Below are 18,704 nucleotides of genomic sequence, written 5' to 3' on the forward strand. Positions count from 1 at the left end.
GGAACCGACCGATCCCGCCGGGCCGACGGTTCGGCGGGCATCGATGCCGGTGCGCGTACCGGCACTGTGCCGGTGGCGGTGCTGGTGCCGGTGCCCGTGCGATTGCCTTCGCCGTGCCGTAGTCCGTCCGCAGCCGCAGTCTGTCGGCGTCAGGAAGGGCTCGGCTCCTGCTTGCCGAGCGGGAGTCCGTGCTCGTCCGCGAAGGCCCGTCGGCACAAGCCGTGGCAGAAGCCGTACAGGACCCCTTCATGCACCAGGGTGAGAGGGCGGTCGTCGAGGTCCACGCTCATCCCGCAGATCGGATCGATCAGCTTGCGCTGCGATGGCGATGGCTGCTGCGAAGGGTCCCTCTCCGCGTCGTCCTGCGCGGACTCGTGCTCGGACACGGATTCGGATGCGGACTCGGGTGCGGACTTCTGTGCGGCGTCCGGCGCAGGGCTCGCCGCCGGGCGGCCGGCGGTGGCGTCCCGGTACGGACGGGAGACGAACTCCGTGAGGTCCAGGCTGCTCATGGCCTTTCCGTGGATGCCGATGCCGCCCTCCGAGATGCCGTCCACGAGGATCACGGCGTGCGGTTCGCGCCGCAGCCGCTCCGGGTCCCGCCCCGCGCGGCGCTCGGTCTCGGCCAGCACATCCGTGACGATCTGCACGGTGTACTCGCTCATCTCCTTGCGCCATGAACCCGGAACGGTGACCCGCACCAGGTAGCGCGGCGGGTCCGCGGGGTCCGCCGCCGGCCGTACGCCGAGTACCCAGGCGGCGGGCTCGTGCACAAGGACCTGTGTGATTGTGCGCTGGGCGTCGAGGATTTCGATGGCGTGACTGTCGTCCTCGACCATGAGGGTGTCGATGAGCCGCTTCCCCAGCTCCTGCCGCTCCTCCTCACTCAAGGCGCCCTTGGGTGTGAAGACTTCGATCAGAAGCATGCCGTGCCCCTCCCCGCCAGTCGGTTGCCAGATGCCGACCACGGTACGGGCGGGGGGTATGGGGAGCATCCATCGGAAGGAGGACCGGCGCGTTACCCCTCCGGGAGTAGCCGAACCGTGGGCCTGCTGCGCTGGGGCCAGTGCTCGGCCCGGACCGGCTCGGGCCGACCCGGCCCGGCCCGGCTCGCCGCCGGGTGCGGCCTGTAAGCCGGGCGAGCGTCGGTGCAGCCCCAGGGTGGCTGCGGGTACCCGTGCCGCACGCCGGCCCCGGACCACGGCGCCCCGGACCACCGCGTCCGCACGGGCGCCCGGCAAGCCGGAACGCCAGCGCGTCCCGCAAGCGCGGGCCGCTTTACCGTGAGGGCGCCCCACGGGATATCTTGATATCGAGACGATGTAGACGCGAAGCGGAGTAGCGGTGACTGACTCGACCATCATCTATACGCACACTGACGAGGCCCCGGCCCTGGCGACGTATTCGTTCCTGCCCGTGGTCGAGGCCTACGCCTCGACGGCCGGTGTCGCCGTCGAGAGCCGCGACATCTCCCTGGCCGGCCGGATCATCGCCAGCTTCCCCGAGCGCCTGGAGGAGAACCAGCGCATCGAGGACGCCCTCGCGCAGCTCGGTGAGCTGGCCAAGACCCCGCAAGCCAACATCATCAAGCTGCCGAACATCTCGGCGTCCATCCCGCAGCTCAAGGCCGCCATCGCGGAGCTGCAGGAGAAGGGCTACGCGCTGCCGGACTACCCGGACGACCCGCAGACCGACGAGGAGCGGGAGGTGCGCGCCCGCTACGACAAGGTCAAGGGCAGCGCCGTCAACCCGGTCCTGCGCGAGGGAAACTCCGACCGCCGCGCCCCGGCCTCCGTCAAGAACTACGCCAGGAACAACCCGCACCGGATGGGCGAGTGGCGCGCCGATTCCAAGTCCAACGTCGCCCACATGACCCAGGACGACTTCCGCTCCACCGAGAAGTCCGTCGTACTGGCCGAGGACGGTGCGCTGCGGATCGAGCTGCACGGTGACGACGGCTCGACCACCGTGCTGCGCGAGTCGGTCCCGGTGCAGGCGGGCGAGGTCGTCGACGCCGCCGTCATGCGGGTGGCCGCGCTGCGCGAGTTCCTGTCCGCGCAGGTCGAGCGGGCCAAGGCGGAGGGTGTGCTGTTCTCGGTGCACCTGAAGGCGACGATGATGAAGGTGTCCGACCCGATCATCTTCGGTCACACGGTCCGCGCCTTCTTCCCGAAGACGTTCGCCACCTACGGCGACAAGCTCGCCGCGGCCGGTCTGACCCCGAACGACGGTCTGGGCGGCATCTTCAAGGGCCTGGAGTCGCTGCCGGAGGGCGACAAGATCAAGGCGTCCTTCGACGCCGAGCTGGCCCAGGGCCCGGACCTGGCGATGGTCGACTCGCACCGCGGTATCAGCAACCTGCACGTGCCCAGCGACGTCATCGTGGACGCCTCCATGCCCGCGATGATCCGTACCTCGGGCCACATGTGGAACAAGGACGACCAGGAGCAGGACGCCCTCGCGGTCATCCCCGACAGCAGCTACGCGGGCATCTACCAGGCCGTCATCGACGACTGCCGCGCCAACGGCGCCTTCGACCCGGCCACCATGGGCTCGGTACCGAACGTCGGTCTGATGGCGCAGAAGGCCGAGGAGTACGGCAGCCACGACAAGACCTTCGAGATTCCGGCGACCGGCACGGTCCGCGTCCTGGACGGCGCGGGCGAGCTGGTGCTGGAGCAGGCCGTCGGCGAGGGCGACATCTTCCGGATGTGCCAGACCAAGGACGTACCGATCCAGGACTGGGTCAAGCTGGCCGTCACCCGCGCCCGTGCCACCGGCGACCCGGCCGTCTTCTGGCTGGACGAGACCCGCGCCCACGACCGGAACCTGATCAGGAAGGTCCGCGAGTACCTGCCGCTGCACGACACCGAGGGTCTGCAGATCGAGATCATGTCCCCGGCCGACGCGATGAAGTTCTCCCTGGAGCGCATCCGCCGCGGCGAGAACACCATCTCCGTCACCGGCAACGTGCTGCGCGACTACCTCACCGACCTGTTCCCGATCATGGAGCTGGGCACCAGCGCCAAGATGCTCTCCGTGGTGCCGCTGATCAACGGTGGCGGGCTGTTCGAGACGGGCGCGGGCGGTTCGGCCCCCAAGCATGTGCAGCAGCTCGTCAAGGAGAACTACCTGCGCTGGGACAGCCTGGGCGAGTTCCTGGCGCTGGCCGTCAGCTTCGAGCACCTGGCGCACAAGGCGGGCAACCCGCGCGCCCAGATCCTCGCGGACACCCTCGACCGCGCCACGGGCACGCTGCTGAACGAGAACAAGTCGCCCAGCCGCAAGCTCGGCAGCATCGACAACCGCGGCAGCCACTTCTACCTCGCGCTGTACTGGGCGCAGGAGCTGGCGGAGCAGACGCAGGACACGCAGCTCGCACAGGCGTTCTCCGGCCTCGCCAAGACGCTGGCCGAGCAGGAGCAGACGATCGTCGACGAACTGCTGGCCGTCCAGGGCTCGCCGGTCGACATCGGCGGCTACTACCAGCCTTCCCCCGAGAAGGCGGCGGCCGTGATGCGCCCGTCGAAGACCTTCAACGAGGCGCTGGCTTCGCTGACGCGCTGACGCGCCGGCTTCGCTGACGCGCTGACGCAGCACTGCGCGTATGGAGGGGCCCGGGAGCGGTATCGACCTATCGACCGCTCCCGGGCCCTGCTGCTTGTGCTTGCGGCTTCAGGTTCTGCGCCAGCGCGCCACCGCGAACGAGAAGAGACCGAAGAGAAGGAGCCCCGCCGCCACGGCCACCAGCAGCCACGGCCCCGCCGGGGTCCGGGTGAAGGAACGCAGCGTGTCGTCCAGCCCCTTGGCGCGCTCCGGGTCGTAGGTGAGCGCGGCGCGGGCGAGGAAGGCGCCGACGGTCGCGAACACCAGCCCGCGGGCGAGACCGCCCAGAACGCCGGTGACGTCGACGAACTTCCGCTGCCTCTCGGACAACCGACCCATCCTCAGCTGGTCGTGGTACTTGCGCAGCGCCGCACGGCAGGCCATCACCAGCCCGGCGACCACCACTGCACCGGCCCCGACACCGACCACCCACTGCCCTGCGGGCAGGCCGAGCAACTCGGCCGTCACATCGCGCGACCGCCTGTCGGACGCGCCGCTGCCGCTGCCCTTGTCCCCGGCGGCGAAGGCCAGCACCGAATACGCGACGCCTACGTAGAAGAGCCCGCGCGCCCCCGAAGCGAGGCGCTTGCGGGGCTTGTGGCCGCCCGGCTCGGCCGCACCCCAGACCGCCTCGGAGAGCCGCCACAGCGCCATTCCGGCCAACGCCAGCCCCAGCGCCCACAGCATGAACGCGCCGAACGGACGCCCCGCCACCTCCCGCAGCGCCCCGCCGCGGTCGGCCTGCCCGCCACCTCGCTGCCCGTCGGCGAACGCGACCTGCACCGCCAGCGCGCCGACCAGCAGATAGCTGAACCCGCGCCCCAGGAACCCGGCTCGTGCCGCGCCGTTCAGCACCGGCCGAGCTGTTGCTCTGGCCCGGTCCGAAGCCCGCGCCCTGCCCGGTACCGCCCACCGCACCCTGCTCTCGCCGCCCCGTTTGCGGCCCCGCGGAACGGTCGCGTCCATCGCCCCTCCCCGGTCGCTCCTGCGAGCCGGGTGCCCAGCGGTGTCACAGGTAGTCCGCACATGTTCCGGAGCCCTGTGCCTTCTGGGAGCGGCCGCCCGCATCGGCTGAGGCGGTTGCAAGGATCCGGCAAGGCCGTTGCAAGGCTTCCGCCTTCAGCGTCGGGCATGTCTCTTCCCGCTCCGGTCGACGATGATATGGGGGAGAGCATGTCCGTGTTGGACATTCGCAGTACGACGTCCTCACGGCAGCCGGCCGACATCTGGGCCACGCTGCCGGAGGGCAAGAAGGTGCTGGTCGTCGTGCACACCGAGGTGTACGGCAAGCGGCTGCAGGATCTGCTGCCGCTGCTGGAATCCGATCTGCGGCTCGAGGTGACCTTCACGGTCGCCCCGCACGCCTTCAACGCCGGCGTGAGGCGTTTCTTGCGGTCGATGGGCGCGGCCGTGATGAGCTGGAAGGACGCCGTGCGGACAGAGTTCGATCTGGCACTGGCCGCAGGCTCACGGGGGACGGAACAGTTGCGGGCCCCTCTGGTGCGGGTCTCGCACGGAGCAGGTCACCTGAAGCTTGCCCGCACGGCCGAGGTCGGCCCAGGGGAGCCCCGGGCTCCCGGCGGAATCACCGGGAGGGGGTATCTGACCTGGAAGGGCAAGGTCGTGCCCAAGGCGGTCGCGCTGCCCCACCGGGACGACCTCGCGGCACTGGAGCGCTGGTGCCCGCAGGCGCTTCCGATCGCCGAGGTGGCCGGTGACCCCTGCTACGACCGCATCCGCCGGAGCCTGCCCCTGCGGGAGAGCTACCGGAAGGCCCTGGGGCTGGCCGACGGTCAGAAGCTGGTGCTCGTCACGTCGACGTGGGGGTACACCTCGTCCTTCAACCGGATCGGTGCGCTCCTCCCTCGACTGCTGGCCGAACTCCCGCGGGACGAGTTCCGGGTGGCGGTGCTCGTCCATCCCAACGTCTGGTCGCGCTACGGCGCCTGGCAGGTACGCGCCTGGCTGGCAGGGTGCGGCCAGGCGGGGTTCACCCTACTGCCCCCGGAAGCGGACTGGCGCCAGCCGCTGATCGCTGCCGACTGGCTCATCGGCGACTACGGGTCCGTGACGCTGTACGGCACGATGACGCACGCGCCGATTCTCATGACCCACTTTCCGCACCGGGACGCGAACCCGGCCTCTCCGGGTGTCGAACTCGCGTTGACGGCACCGGCGCTCTCGTCGGCACACCCCCTGGGTGAACAACTCGCCTACTCGGCAGCCGAGTACAACCGGGCGGACTATGCCCGTATCGCCACCGGGATCTCCTCCGAACCCGGGCGCTTCAACCAGAACTTCCGGCGCCTGATCTACCGCGTCATGGGCCTTGGCCAGCCGGCCTGTCCTGCGGCGACGCACCCGCTTCCGCTGCCGCCGCCGTTGGAGGTGTTGGGGCAACCGCACAGCTGTGATCGGCTGGGAGCCCTGCCGTGACCGATGTTCACCGGTATGCGCCGGTACCCTTCGACGACGACTGCGTGTGCGTGGATCTCGACCTGCGTGCCGATGACCGAGCGCGCCAGTGCGCCGACGTGCTGTACGGGAGCGACCGGCATTGCCAGGAGGGCCTGCTGAGCAACTACCCGGGCTGCATTTGCGTCACTCTTCGCAGGGCGGACGCCTCCGGACGGCAGACTATCTGTTCGACCTTGTGCAGAGGCGGGCGACAGTTCGAACTGACAGTGAGCCACGAGATGTCGGCAGCAGAGCACCGACGGCTCGCCTCGGCACTGCATGGTTGGCTGGCCCTGGGGATCCCGCCAGGCCGGTTCGGCGCCTTCCTTGCGGCGGCTCACTCCCGGGGGCTTCCCCAACCGATCTTGTGGAGATGCTCTTTCAGACGTCGTGCATCGACCGGACTGACGGGCTCGTAGAGGGCGAGGGAGTCCGCGAAGCGACGCCGGGCGGTCTCGAGGGCCCCCTGTTCCTGCGCGGTCTCTCCCAGCATCTCCAGGACACGGGCTTGCCAGTGCACCGAGCCCGCCGAACGGAACTCGCCGAGCGCCGTGCTCAGCAAACGCACGGCCTCGGCGTACCCCCGCAAGGAAGGGTGCGCGTGGGCGCGGCCCAGAAAGGCCAGCGCCCGCGCTGCGTCGTATCTGTCCTGCACGGCCAGCAGTTCCGCCCTCGCCCGACCGAGACAGAGCCGGGCCTCGTCCGGCCGGTCGGCGGCGAGGGCGACGTCACCGAGGCACAGACGCGAGAGCGCCGCACCTCGCCGATAGCCGATGTCCGAGCGGATATCGAGCGCTTCTGTGAACAGAGCTGCTGCTTGCTGCAGTCTGTCGGCCAGCCGGTGGGTCTGCCCCAGACCGTGCAGGGCCTGCGCCTCCGCTCGGCGGTCGCCCCGTTCACGTGCGTCCCGCAGAGCCTGGGTGAACCAGTCGAGAGCGTCATCGAGGCGGCCCGCGTTGTACATTCCGCTACCACCGGTGGTGAGCATCCGGCTGACACCCTCGGAATGGCCTGCCCGCCGCGCCGCGGCCAGGCCGAGCTGGTGCGACTCGACCCAAAGGTCGTAGGGGCGTGCACGCAAGAACCAGGGCTGCATGGAGTCGACAAGCTGCCAACAGACCGCGTCCCAGCCCCGTTCCGCGGCGAGCCGCACCAGTTGCATCAGGTGCGGCCCCTCGCTGTGCATCCAGTCCCAAGCTGTCTCCGCCTCCTCGAAGTCGGACGTGGCGGGTGGCGGGAAGGCGTAGTCCCTCCGGAGCCGGCGGTGGCTGGGCGACAGCAGCGTGCGTGCGGCTGTGGCGGTGGCCAGGTACCAGTCGACAAAGCGCCGCTCGGTGTCGACCGAGGCCGTGTCCGGTTCCTCCTGCGCGGCCCGGTGGGCCGCGTGCAGGCGGATGAGGTCGTGCAGGCGGTATCTGGGCTGCCCTGTGGCGGGATGCGGGCCCAGTTCCTCCAGGAGGCTGGCCTCGATCAGTTCCTCCACCAGGTCCCCCATCGACGACACGTCGGTGGCGCAGGCCGCTGCGGACGCGTGGAGGCAGAAGACGTCGACGGGAAGGACGCCGAGCTGTCGGTAGACACGCGCCACCTCCGGCTCCAGCGCCCGGTAGGACTCGTCCAATGCCGCCTCCACCACCCGGTCCCCGTCCAGTCGGAAGGCCTCCAGAGGCCGGGTCTTCTCCGTCATCGCACCGACCACAGCGGCCACGCTCTGCTGTGGCCGGGCCGCCATGCGTGCGGCAGCCACGCACACGGCCAAGGGCAGTCCGGCACACAGGGCGGCCACTTGGCGAACAGAGGAGGGCTCGTCCCTGGCCCGCTGGTTCCCGATCCGGCGACTGAGCAACTCCACCGACTCTTCGGCCCCGAGCACGTCGAGCGTGTGGAAGGCCGCGCCGTCGATCCCCAGTCCCATGAGACGCCTCCGACTGACGACGGCCACCAGGCTGCTGCCACCACCGGGCAGTAGAGGTCTGACCTGGGCGGCGCTGAGTGCGTTGTCCACCATCAGCGCCACCTGTCTTCCGGCGGTCAGCGAGCGCCACAGGGCCGCCTTCTCCGCGAGCTCGGCCGGCACTTGCCGACAGCCGAGCGCCCGCAGCAGCCTGTCCAGAACGTCGCTCGGGCGCTGTGCGCCGCTGAGGGAGTAGCCGGTCATGTCGGCGTAGAGCTGGCCGTCGGGAAAGGCCGGCGTGAGGAGTTTCAACCAGCGGGAGACCAGCACGGTCTTCCCCACGCCGGCAGGTCCGGTCACCGCCACGATCAGCGCGGAATCTCCTCGGTGCTCGGTCCGGATCCGTTCGAGTGCGGTGAGATCGTCCTGTCTGTCGACGAAGTCGGCGGGGACCGGAAGGAGTTGGTGCGGTACCGGCGGGCGCGGCGGCGGCTCCGTCTGCACCTGTACGTTTCCGTGGATCTCGCGTGCCTGGATCACGGTGCCGGACAGCTGCGTGCTTTCCACGGCGTTCGATGATTCCGACGCGCTCCCACCGCCCGTGCCGCTGACGAAGCGTTCGTATTGGAGCAGCCAAACGCGCAGCACCGGCAAGAATCCGGACCGAGCTTCGGCTTGGGCGAGCAGCGCTTCGGCAAATGCAATTGCATTCTGCCGACTGTCCGGTTCCATTTCGGCTGCGACCATGGCCCGGGGCAGATCGTCCTCGGGCGCCTCGGCCATCCCGCTCACGATCTCCGACAGGCCACTCCAGAGCAGCGGTTCACGGACAGCGCCGGTCAACGCCGTGGCCAGCCGTGAGACGGTGATCGATCGCATCCCGGCCCCCGCATTTTCCAGAAGGAAGTAATCGGCTCCTGCCCGAATCGAGTGTTACCCGCTCAGTCTGCGACTAAGCCATGCCGATTAAGACGGCATGCGGCGAGAAGTGGAAGGTTTCGGCCAAGAGGCCCGATCAAGAAAACCGCTCTGGTAAAGCCCAAGGGAACCTGTCATCCTCGATCAAAGAAAAGTCATCATCTGGCAAAGGCGAACGAGTCGAACCGGCGAAGGGCGAGCTGGTGGACTTCGAGATCCTTCTCCTGGGGCCGGTCGGCCTGCGGGTGGACGGCCTGCTCGACCCCCTCGGGTCGGCCAAGGAACGCGCCCTCCTCGCCGCGCTCGCTGTCGATGTGGGGAAGGCGGTCTCGACCGAAGCCCTCATTCGGCGCCTCTGGGGTGAAGATCTTCCGGCCAAACCCCAGTCCGGTCTGCATGTGTACGTCGCCAGACTGCGCCGCCGCTTCCGGCAGGCGGCCGACCGCGTCCCCTTGGTCCAACGCGCCCACACCTACGCTCTCGACATCGCACCCGACTTCATCGACCTGCACCGCTTCCACCGCCTCACCTCGCATGCCCGCTCCGTGCGCGACACCTCCGGGACAGAGGCCCTGGCCGCTTTGCGGGAAGCCGAAACGCTCTGGCGCGGGGAGCCGCTGGCAGGACTGACCGGAGCCTGGGCCGAGGAGGTCCGTGCCGCGCTGGAGGCCGCACGCCTCGCCGCGCGGGTCGACCAGGCGGACCTCGAACTGCGGGCCGGGGACTTCACGGGACCCGCGACCTACCTGCCGCCCCTGCTCGAACAGCAACCGACCAACGAGACGCTCGCGGGCCGGCTGATGGTGGCGTACTACGGTTGCGGCAGACAGGCGGACGCCCTGCGCGTGTACGAGCACGTCCGGAAACTTCTCCGGAACGAGCTCGGGGTGGATCCGGGCACAGCCTTCAGCGAACTGCACGGATTGATCCTGCGCCAGGCGCCGGTGAGTGCCTTCCTCCCGTCGTCGGCGAGCGACCCCGCGCCTCCGCATGCTCTCAACAATCTCCCGGCACACGCCGACCTGGTCGGACGCGAGGGCGAACTCGCAGCGTTGCAGGAGCCCCCACCCGAGGGAACGGTCATCGCCCTGCAGAGCATCTCCGGCATGGCGGGCATCGGGAAATCACTGCTGGCCTTCCACGCTGCTCGGAAGCTGGCCCATGCCTACCCGGACGGGCAGCTCTACGTCGACCTGCGGGCGCACTCCGCGAGACGTCGGCCCCTGACACCGTCCTCGGCGCTGGCCTCACTGCTGCGGACCCTCGGCCTGCCGTCCAAGGGGATACCGCACAGCCTGGAGGAGCGCACCACCTTGTGGCGCAGCCTGCTGCAGGACCGGCGCGCCGTGGTCGTGCTCGACGACGTGGCCGGCGCGGAGCAGATACGCCCCCTCCTGCCACTGGGGTCGCCCTCCCTCGTGCTCCTCACCAGCCGTCAGCGGCTGAGTGGTCTGCCCGGTGTCCGCTCGCTCTTCGTGGACGTACTGTCGGCCCCGGACGCCGTCGCGCTGTTCACCCGGCTCGTCGGCCCCGAGCGTGCCCGGGACGGTGACGAGGTGGCGCACATCGTGGACGTCTGCGGACGCCTGCCGCTGGCGATCGAACTCGCCGCCGGGCGGCTGCGTTCCCGGCCGTCCTGGACCACACGCCATCTCCTGCGGAGACTGGCACAGAGCCACAGCAGGCTGCGGGAGATTCGGGACCGGGACTCCGGTATCGACCGGGCATTCGAGTTGTCCTACAGGACGCTGACCCGCCGACAGCAGGCCGCCTTTCGCCGGCTGGGCCTGCACTTCGGGACCGGCTTCGGCTCCCATGCGGCCGCAGCCCTGATCGGTGTACCGGTCGCCGAGGCCGAGCCGCTGGTCGAGGCCCTGCTCGACTCCAGCCTGCTGACCGAGCCGGAACCCGAGCGCTACCGTTTTCATGACCTGCTCGGCGAGTACGCCCTCACGCTCGCCCGTAGGGACCGCGAGGAGGAAACCGCCGCATTGGAACGGCTGGTCGACTTCTGTCTCGCCGCCGCACTCCGCGCGGATCTGCTGGTGCACCCCAGGCGCACACGCATCGACATCGCCCCCGGACTGCCCTCCGACCACATCCCGGTCTTCCGCGACGACCACGAAGCCAGAAGCTGGCTGCTCGACGAGACCCCTGCACTGCTCGCCGCCGAGGACTATGCACGCACCCACGGCTCGGCACGCAAAGCCGCCGAGCTCGCGCACGTGCTCGGGACGTTCCTGGACACCGAGGGGCTGTGGGACGATGCGGAACTCATGCACCGGCACGCGGCACAGTACTGGCACCAGCAGCGCGCCGACCGGGCCGAAGCGCTGGCCCTCATCGACCTCAGCAGCGCCCACGGACACACCGGGCGCTACGACCAGGCTGCTGCCGCAGGCAGCAGGGCCCTGGCCGTGGCCCGCGCCGCAGACGACGCCGAGTGCGCAGCGGAGGCGCTCCACCAACTCGGAATACTCCACTGGCATCGCGGGGAATACCGCGCGATGCTCGAAGTTCAGCGCGAGGCACTCGAAATAAGGCTTCGTTCAGGAGAACACTGGCACGTGGCACGCAGCACCAACAACATGGGGATCGCCCATCTCCATCTGGGGGACAGCACTGCCGCATTCCGCTATTTCCAGGAAGCGCTCCTGGCATTCCGTGAGATAGGGGACGCCAGAGGAGAGGCCCAGGCTCTCAACAATCTCGCCGAAGTTCATCTGCACACCGGTGACATCTCATCGGCACGCCAATTCTTCTCGCGTTCGCTGATGATTGCGACGGAGTCGTGCAGCCGCTCGGAACAGGCCATGGCACAGTTGAACCTGGGCAACACCCTGGCCGTCCCCGAAGAGCTGGACGAAGCGCTGGACCTGTACGGAAAAGCGCTCTCCTCCTTCCAGCGCCTCGGCAACCGGCGGTACGAGACCATCACCCGTATCGCGCTCGGAGACGCGCTCCGCAAGGCGGGCCGCTACGCGGACTCCCTCGAACAGCACCGGATCTCCCTGACGTTGGCACGCGGTATCGGCGCAGGTCTCGAGGAGGCCCAGGCGCTACGCGGACTCGGCACCGCCGAACACCACCTCCAGGATCACGCCGCTGCCCACCGGGACCTCGAAGAGGCGCTGGGGCTGGCCACCAGGATCCAGTCCCCGGAGGAAGAGGCACGCGCCAAGGACGCGCTGGCCGAACTGCATTTGGCCTGTGACCGTCCGGATCAGGCGATAATGCTCTGGGAAAGTTCCATTGGCATATTCGAGCAGCTCGACCCGACGGAAGCGATCCGCATAAAGCAGCGGTTACGCCGTGCACAAGATCTACGCGAGTAGGCGACCCTCAGGGCGCTGAGCGCTTGATCACTTCTGCATCAACGTCTACTGTGCACTTTCCTGCGCGAATCGCGCTGACATCCCACTCTTCCACGGAAAAGAGCCTCATTCGCATGTTCGCAATGCCCTTGCCTCCGATTTCGGACGCCTCGGAGGTCCGGACCATGGAACCCGTCGCCCGCCAGGCGGAATCCGGGTTTCATACCCCGCTGCTCACCCCGTTCGACACCGCCGGTGCGCGCATAACCGTGTTCCGTGAAAAGTCGTCCCCCGCACGACCCGTGGTATGCATGCCGTCGAGCTACACCGGCCCCACGGGGTTCGCCGCCGCCGATCTGCCGCGCGGACTCGCGGCGGTGTAGCGCGCGGACCCGCGAGGCCGCACCACTGCTGACGCGAGCCGTCCGGGCTCGTGTCAGCAGTCGCAGCAGCCGCAGCTGCAGTCGCAGCCGTCGCAATTGCAGCAGTCGCAGCAATCGCAGCAGTTCGAGCACAGGCCCTCGCGCTTCTTGCGGGACCAGGGGCCCTCGTACTCCGAGGCGCAGCACAGTTGGCAGGTGCAGCAGAGGCCGACGAAGGCCGCGCAGCCGGCGAGGAAGCCGCGTGGGGGGCGTCGGTTGGGGGGATGGGGGCTGTGGCCGCCGGGGTTGCCGCCCCAGCCGCCACCGCCCTGGCCGCCGTCACCGTCACCGTCGCCGGGCGGCAGCCGGCTGCCGCCCTCCCCCGCGTAGGGATTCGCGGGGCCGTTGAGGCTTTGCGGGGCCTGCCCGTACGGAGGGCGGCCCTGCGGCGTCTGCCCGTACGGCTGCTGCTGGTAGGGGTTGCCGGAGGGGTCGGCGCCGGTGTGTGCGCAGGTCGTCGTGGTGAACGCGCGGTCCACGGCGCGCGGCAACTCGTGCACCAGCAGGACGTGTGCCAGCCGCGGATCGGCGAAGTCGACGTCCCGCAGTGCCAGTCGGATGCCGCGGACCGCGTCGTCGCACAGCCGGCGGGTCTCGGTGCGGGAGGCGCCGGTGGCGGTGATGGGGTTCCAGGCGTTCTCGGCGGCGTCCGTGACCCGGTCCTCGACCGCGTCCAGCAGGTGTGCGAGGCGTCCGAACAGCCGCCCCACCTCGGCGAGCGGGGCCGCGTTGCCCGGTTTGCCCGCGAGCGTCGCGGTGTGTGCGAAGGCTGCTGCCGTCGCCGTCTCGGTGGGCTCGGTGACGGCCGTCAGCGGGGTTCCGGGGCCCGCGGCGCGCTCCACGTCGGTCTGCCGGTCCACGGCGTCCACCAGGGCGGAGACCTCGAAGCCGAGCGCGCCGGCGGTGCGGGCACCGGCCCGGTCCCAGCCGGCGGCTATCCGGCGGGCGGCTGCCGCGACCGGACGCCGCCGCAGCAGGCCGTCCCGGTCGGCGATGTGGTCCCGTATCTTCGCCGAGGCCAGGACGAGGGACACCGAGGCCGCCAGCCGGGCTCCCTCGCCCTGTGCGACGGAGGCGGTGCGCATCCCGCGCAGCGGGCACGGGCCCGCGGTGCGGCGCCGGGCGTCGGCCGTGCCGGTCTGGGCGTCGGTCAGTACGGAGACGAGCAGCCCGTCGTAGTTCGTCGCCACCCTGGCGAACTGGCCGTGGTCGCCCCGCAGTGCGAGGCAGAGCCCGCACAGATGCGCCATCCACTCGGCCCTGAGCCCCTCGGACAGCCGGTGCCTGCAGGGCCTGACGATTCCGAACACGAGCTCCCCCGTACCTGACTCGACTGCTCACGCGCTCCGTGCAGTGCCGCGATGCTATCCACCGCCCCGGCCGGCACCGTCGGGGGCCCGTGAGAGCAGTGTGCGGGACCGGTGAGAGGCAATGTGCGGGCGGCCCGTGAGAGGCAACGTGCCGGGGCTCCGCCGCGTCCTTGGGGGTATGGCTGCTGTCCTCGTTCTCGGCTTCGACCCGTACACGGTTCCGGACGTGGACGGGGACGCCCTGCTCGCGACCCTCGACCAGCAACTGACCCGCCTGCGGGAGCAGTCCGTGGAGGTGTCCTCGGTCCAGGTCGCCGCCGACGACCCGGCCGGGTCCGAGTCCGTCTTCGTGGCCGCGCTGAGCGAGCGCGACTGGGACGTCGTGGTCATCGGCGGCGGTATCCGGGTGAAGGGCGAACTGACCTTCTTCGAGCAGGTCGTCAATCTGGTCCACCGGCACGCTCCCGGTGCCGCCATCGCCTTCAACGGCCGTATCGACGAGGTCGCCGAGGCCGTCCGGCGGTGGCTGCCCTCTTCGGCCGCTCCCTGAGGCGGGAGCGGACCCGCTCCAGTGGGGGAGTGGGCACCCGGGCGCGGAAAACCCCGCGACGCGCTCCCGCCCCTCTGCTACGTTCCCTGGCATGCAGCAGCGCGCCGTACGCAGTGCCAGGACGACGACGCCGGATCCGGTCCCGGCGCGCTGATCGACGTATCTGACGTATCACCGAAGCCCCGGGCCGAGCGCCCGGGGCTTCGTCGTCCGCTCCCTGAGGCGCCCGCCCGCGTCCGAGAGGGAGAACCGTATGACCGCCGCCCACCACGACCACCGCTCGCTCGGCCGCGAGCTGGGCCTCTTCGGCACCGATCCGCTGATCGGGGCCGGTCTGCCCTACTGGCTGCCGGACGGGGCCACCGTCCGGCACGCGCTGGAGGAGTACGTACGCGACGCGGAGCGCCGGGCGGGCTACCAGCACGTGTACTCGCCCGTGCTCGGGAAGCGGGAGTTGTACGAACTGTCCGGGCACTGGGCGCACTACGCCGACGACATGTTCCCTCCCCTGGAGGCACCGGGCGGCGAGCAGCTCGTGCTGAGGCCCAGTCTGTGCCCGCACCACGCGGTCATCTACCGGTCCCGCTCGCACAGTTACCGCGAGCTGCCGCTGCGGATGGCGGAGCTGGGCGCCATGTACCGGTCCGAGCGCTCGGGCGTGCTCGGCGGACTGACCCGGGTGCGGGCCATCCAGCTCAACGACGCGCACATCTTCTGCACCCTCGACCAGGTGGCCGCCGAGGCGCGGGCCGCGCTGGAGCTGATCCGTGCCGCCTACCGGGCACTCGGTATCGAGGCCGCCCGCTACCGGCTGTCCCTCCCGGCCCCGGACGGCAAGTACGTGGCGGCGCCCGACAAGTGGCGGCGGGCCACCGCACTGCTGACCGAGGTGCTGGACGGGTCCGGGCTGCCGTACGAGGCGGTCGAGGGCGAGGCCGCCTTCTACGGGCCGAAGATCGATGTGCAGCTCGCCGACGCGGCGGGCAGGGAAGCGACCCTCTCGACCGTCCAGGTCGACCTCCACCAGCCCGAGCGGTTCGATCTGCACTACATCGGCGCGGACGGCAGCAAACACCGGCCCGTCATGGTGCACCGGGCCGTGATCGGCAGCGTCGAGCGTGCCGTGGCCCAGCTGATCGAGGTGCACGGCGGCGCGTTCCCGGCATGGCTTGCTCCCACCCAGCTCACCGTGCTCCCGGTGTCCGAGGCGGAGGTTCCCGAGGCCGAGGCGTTCGTGCGGCGCTGTGCGGACGCCGGTTTGCGGGCCGCGGCGTCGGCACCGGAACGCGGCAGCCTGGGCGCGCGGGTACGGGAAGCGCGTCTGGTGCCGTACCAGGCGGTGATCGGCCCGCGCGAGGCCGCAGACGGCCGACTCGCGCTGCGGCTGCGCGACGGCCGTCGTCTCGGCCCGCTCCCCGCCGAGGAGGTGCTCGCCCGCGTCCGCGCACTCGTCGCAGGCCACAGCACCGAGCTGTGGTGAGCGGAGCCATCGGCGCCCTGCGGTGAGCCATCGGTGCTGCCCGGCGGTGTGCGGGCTCAGCGTGCCGCGTAGCTCCGCAGTCGCTCGGCGCGTGGCGTCAGGCAGCAGCTCGCGCAGCGGACCGCCTCCGCGCTGGTGTAGTAGAGGCAGCAGGTGTTGCGTAGATAGCACAGCCGGTCGGTGCCGTCGGTGCGGGTGACCTCGGCCAGCTCGCCGAGCCGGGCGAGCTGGGGGCGCGGGCCGATGAACTCCGCCCAGCGCCGGGCCAGTACGCCGACGGGGCGGGGCGCGGCGGCGCTCAACCCGGCGGAACTCAATGCGGTGGCGCAGCCGTGGGCCACTCCGCCGTGCAACTGCCGCAGCCCGGCACGGGTAGCGCGGTGCAGCGCGGCGGCGAGCGGCAGCAGATGGGTGTCGAGCACGGCCTCGTGGAGGGCGGCCAGCGTGGCCCCGCGGTCCTCGGCGGGAGCCGCGAGCAGCCGCGGCACCCGCGGCCGCACGCCCGCGATGCCGTGCCGGCCCGGCCGTACCAGCACATTGTGCGGCCGTACGTCCCATACGCGGCCGTCGAGCACCCAGCCGAGCATCGCGGCCGCCGTCACCCGTCCCGCGTACACGGCGATCAACGTGAGCGCGGCCGCGTGTGCCGTGCGATGGCCGCTGCCCTCCCATTCGGCGGTCAGCAGTCGTCGTAGCTCGGCGGAGTCCGGGTCCGGGAGGCGGTCGGCGGCCAGCCACCCGTCCGCCTCCCGCTCGGCGGCGGGTGGATCACCCGGCAGCATGTGGTAGCGCGGGCCGTACGCGGAGGCGAGATCCGTGAGGGCGGTCAGCGCCGTCAACTCCTCCAGCGGCTCGGGCTCGGGTTCCGGCTCCGGCTCGGACCTCGGATCCGACTCCGGCGCCGAATCCGGCTTCCGCTCATGCGGGCCGCCCATCCCGCACCCCCTTCTTCGGCGGCAGGTACACCACGGTCGGCGCGCCGGTCTCCGGGTGGACGCCCACCTCGGCCCGCACCCCGTACACCTGGGCGAACAGCGCCGGGGTCAGTACCTCTTCCGGCGTCCCGTGCGCCACCACCCGCCCTGCCTCCAGTACGTACAGCCGGTCGCAGAAGTACGCGGCGAGGTTGAGGTCGTGCAGGGCCAGCAGGCCGGTGGCGGGCAGGTCCCGCACCAGCGCCAGCAGCTCCCACTGGTAGCGCACATCCAGGTGGTTAGTCGGTTCGTCCAGCACGAGCAGCGCGGGCTCCTGCACCAGGGCGCGTGCCACCACCACCCGCTGCCGCTCACCGCCGGACAACTCGTCGAAGGGCCGCCCGGCCAGCTCCGCGGCACCCGTGCGCTCCAGCGCGGTGGCGACCCGCGCGGCGTCCTGCGCCGTGTCGCTCTCCCAGAACCGCTTGTGCGGGGAGCGGCCCATCGCCACCACCTGCCGTACGGTCAGCCCGAATCCGCCGCCCGCGTCCTGCGGTACGGCTGCCACCCGGCGGGCCCGCGCCTTGACGCTCAGCGCCGCCGTGTCGTCGCCGTCGAGAGTGATCCGCCCGCCGGTGGGCCGCAGCGTCCCGTAGACGCACCGCAGCAGCGTGGTCTTGCCGCTGCCGTTGGGGCCCACCACGCCGACGGTCTGGCCGGGCCCGGCCTCCAGCGTCACCCCGTCGAGCAGGGCGCGCCCCCCGGCCACCTCGTAGGACACCTCCTCGGCGCGCAGCGCGCACGCCCCGCTCACCCGGCAACCCCCTCGGTGCGCTGCGAACGCCGCAGCATCCACAGGAAGAACGGCCCGCCGGTGAGCGCCGTCAGCACGCCGACCGGGATCTCCTCGGGCGCGGCGACGGTACGTGCCGCCAGGTCGGCCAGGACGAGGAAGGCGGCCCCGCCCAGTGCCGCGACCGGCAGCAGCGCGCGGTGGCCGGCGCCGACCGCCATCCGTGCGGCGTGCGGCACCATCAGCCCGACGAAGCCGATCGCGCCGCTCACCGTCACCAGCACCGCCGTCACCAGGGACGCCAGGACGAACACCGCCGCGCGGAAGCGCCCGGTGTCCAGGCCGAGGACCATGGCGCCCTCCTCCCCGGCCAGCAGCAGGTCCAGCGGCCTGGCCAGCGCCAGCAGCAGGAGGAGACCGGCGGCCAGCACCAGCGCGGGCAGCAGCAGGGTCTGCCACCGGGCCTGGCCCAGACCGCCCAGGGTCCAGAAGAGGATGGCCCGCAGATGCTCCTTCTCCGCGGAGGTCACCAGCAGCAGGCTCGTCAGTGCGGACAGCACGTACTGCACCGCCACTCCCGCCAGTACCAGCCGTCCCGTCGTCAGGGTCGCCGACGTTCCACCGCGCCGCGCCATCGCGTACACGACGACGAGCGCGAGCATCGCCCCGGCGAAGGCGCCCATCTGCATCGAGAGCGCGCCGACGCCGAGCACGACGACCACGACGGCACCCGTGGAGGCGCCGGAGGAGATCCCCAGCAGATACGGGTCCGCCAGCGGGTTGCGCACCAGGGCCTGCAACACCGTGCCGACCAGGGCGAGTCCCGCTCCCACGACCGCCGCCAGCAGCACCCGCGGCAGCCGCACATCCAGCACGATCGTGGCGAACGGACCCGGCTGCGAGCGGCCCGTCAGCGCCGCCAGCACCTCGCCCAGGGGGATGCGCGCCGAGCCCAGCGCCAGCCCGGCCAGCGCCCCGGCGACGAGTACGGCGACGAGCGCCGTGGCCACCAGCGTGCACCGCGTTCGTGAACCGATGGGCACGGC

General features: G+C 70.8%; 12 protein-coding genes. 5 read left to right on the forward strand and 7 right to left on the reverse strand.

Going from position 1 to position 18,704, the window contains the following annotated elements:
• Window positions 1–149 precede the first annotated feature (149 nt).
• Window positions 150–926 carry a hypothetical protein gene (locus JW613_RS27540; RefSeq protein WP_209213577.1) on the reverse strand — a complete coding sequence of 259 codons (777 nt, stop codon included), beginning with the start codon at window positions 924–926 and terminating at the stop codon, window positions 150–152.
• Between the two features lie 418 nt (window positions 927–1,344).
• On the opposite strand from JW613_RS27540, the gene JW613_RS27545 reads away from it, so the two are divergent.
• Window positions 1,345–3,567: an NADP-dependent isocitrate dehydrogenase gene (locus JW613_RS27545; protein WP_209213578.1), complete on the forward strand. Its 2,223-nt coding sequence runs from the start codon at window positions 1,345–1,347 to the stop codon at window positions 3,565–3,567.
• A gap of 108 nt (window positions 3,568–3,675) precedes the next feature.
• Here JW613_RS27545 and JW613_RS27550 read toward each other — a convergent pair whose 3' ends face one another.
• Window positions 3,676–4,572, reverse strand: coding sequence for a DUF1206 domain-containing protein (locus JW613_RS27550; protein WP_209213579.1), 897 nt, complete (start codon window positions 4,570–4,572; stop codon window positions 3,676–3,678).
• A 207-nt stretch (window positions 4,573–4,779) separates the two neighbouring features.
• Here JW613_RS27550 and JW613_RS27555 point away from each other — a divergent pair, with 207 nt between their 5' ends.
• Window positions 4,780–6,042, forward strand: coding sequence for a hypothetical protein (locus JW613_RS27555; RefSeq protein ID WP_209213580.1), 1,263 nt, complete (start codon window positions 4,780–4,782; stop codon window positions 6,040–6,042).
• A 358-nt stretch (window positions 6,043–6,400) separates the two neighbouring features.
• On the opposite strand, the gene JW613_RS27560 is transcribed toward JW613_RS27555, so the two are convergent.
• Window positions 6,401–8,524 carry a tetratricopeptide repeat protein gene (locus JW613_RS27560; RefSeq protein WP_307866059.1) on the reverse strand — a complete coding sequence of 708 codons (2,124 nt, stop codon included), beginning with the start codon at window positions 8,522–8,524 and terminating at the stop codon, window positions 6,401–6,403.
• A gap of 554 nt (window positions 8,525–9,078) precedes the next feature.
• On the opposite strand from JW613_RS27560, the gene JW613_RS27565 reads away from it, so the two are divergent.
• Window positions 9,079–12,210: an AfsR/SARP family transcriptional regulator gene (locus JW613_RS27565; protein WP_209213581.1), complete on the forward strand. Its 3,132-nt coding sequence runs from the start codon at window positions 9,079–9,081 to the stop codon at window positions 12,208–12,210.
• 415 nt (window positions 12,211–12,625) lie between these two features.
• On the opposite strand, the gene JW613_RS27570 is transcribed toward JW613_RS27565, so the two are convergent.
• Window positions 12,626–13,921, reverse strand: a complete 1,296-nt coding sequence (locus JW613_RS27570; RefSeq protein WP_209213582.1) for a DUF5685 family protein — start codon at window positions 13,919–13,921, stop codon at window positions 12,626–12,628.
• 178 nt (window positions 13,922–14,099) lie between these two features.
• Between JW613_RS27570 and JW613_RS27575 the strand changes: the two genes are divergently transcribed.
• Complete coding sequence (locus JW613_RS27575; protein ID WP_209213583.1) at window positions 14,100–14,471, forward strand: hypothetical protein; 372 nt, start codon at window positions 14,100–14,102, stop codon at window positions 14,469–14,471.
• Between the two features lie 253 nt (window positions 14,472–14,724).
• Window positions 14,725–15,951, forward strand: coding sequence for a threonine--tRNA ligase (gene thrS, locus JW613_RS27580; protein ID WP_209213584.1), 1,227 nt, complete (start codon window positions 14,725–14,727; stop codon window positions 15,949–15,951).
• Between the two features lie 56 nt (window positions 15,952–16,007).
• On the opposite strand, the gene JW613_RS27585 is transcribed toward thrS, so the two are convergent.
• The 3 genes from JW613_RS27585 to JW613_RS27595 are packed head-to-tail and all read right to left on the reverse strand — an operon-like array spanning window position 16,008 to window position 18,695.
• On the reverse strand, window positions 16,008–16,886 hold the full coding sequence (locus JW613_RS27585; RefSeq protein WP_209213585.1) for a (2Fe-2S)-binding protein: 879 nt from the start codon (window positions 16,884–16,886) through the stop codon (window positions 16,008–16,010).
• Window positions 16,870–17,679, reverse strand: coding sequence for an ABC transporter ATP-binding protein (locus JW613_RS27590; RefSeq protein WP_209213586.1), 810 nt, complete (start codon window positions 17,677–17,679; stop codon window positions 16,870–16,872). The genes JW613_RS27585 and JW613_RS27590 overlap by 17 nt, the downstream gene beginning before the upstream one ends.
• Window positions 17,676–18,695: a FecCD family ABC transporter permease gene (locus tag JW613_RS27595; RefSeq protein ID WP_372448007.1), complete on the reverse strand. Its 1,020-nt coding sequence runs from the start codon at window positions 18,693–18,695 to the stop codon at window positions 17,676–17,678. The genes JW613_RS27590 and JW613_RS27595 overlap by 4 nt, the downstream gene beginning before the upstream one ends.
• Window positions 18,696–18,704: the final 9 nt, after the last annotated feature.

The sequence above is a fragment of the Streptomyces smyrnaeus genome (assembly GCF_017676345.1).
Lineage (GTDB): Bacteria > Actinomycetota > Actinomycetes > Streptomycetales > Streptomycetaceae > Streptomyces > Streptomyces smyrnaeus.

What these genes read in the sequence shown, in the direction of transcription:
- JW613_RS27540 (WP_209213577.1), bottom strand. Translation starts at nt 926, where the DNA reads ATGCTTCTGATCGAAGTCTTCACACCCAAGGGCGCCTTGAGTGAGGAG.
- JW613_RS27550 (WP_209213579.1), bottom strand. Translation starts at nt 4,572, where the DNA reads ATGGACGCGACCGTTCCGCGGGGCCGCAAACGGGGCGGCGAGAGCAGG.
- JW613_RS27555 (WP_209213580.1), top strand. Translation starts at nt 4,780, where the DNA reads ATGTCCGTGTTGGACATTCGCAGTACGACGTCCTCACGGCAGCCGGCC.
- JW613_RS27575 (WP_209213583.1), top strand. Translation starts at nt 14,100, where the DNA reads ATGGCTGCTGTCCTCGTTCTCGGCTTCGACCCGTACACGGTTCCGGAC.
- thrS (WP_209213584.1), top strand. Translation starts at nt 14,725, where the DNA reads ATGACCGCCGCCCACCACGACCACCGCTCGCTCGGCCGCGAGCTGGGC.
- JW613_RS27585 (WP_209213585.1), bottom strand. Translation starts at nt 16,886, where the DNA reads ATGGGCGGCCCGCATGAGCGGAAGCCGGATTCGGCGCCGGAGTCGGAT.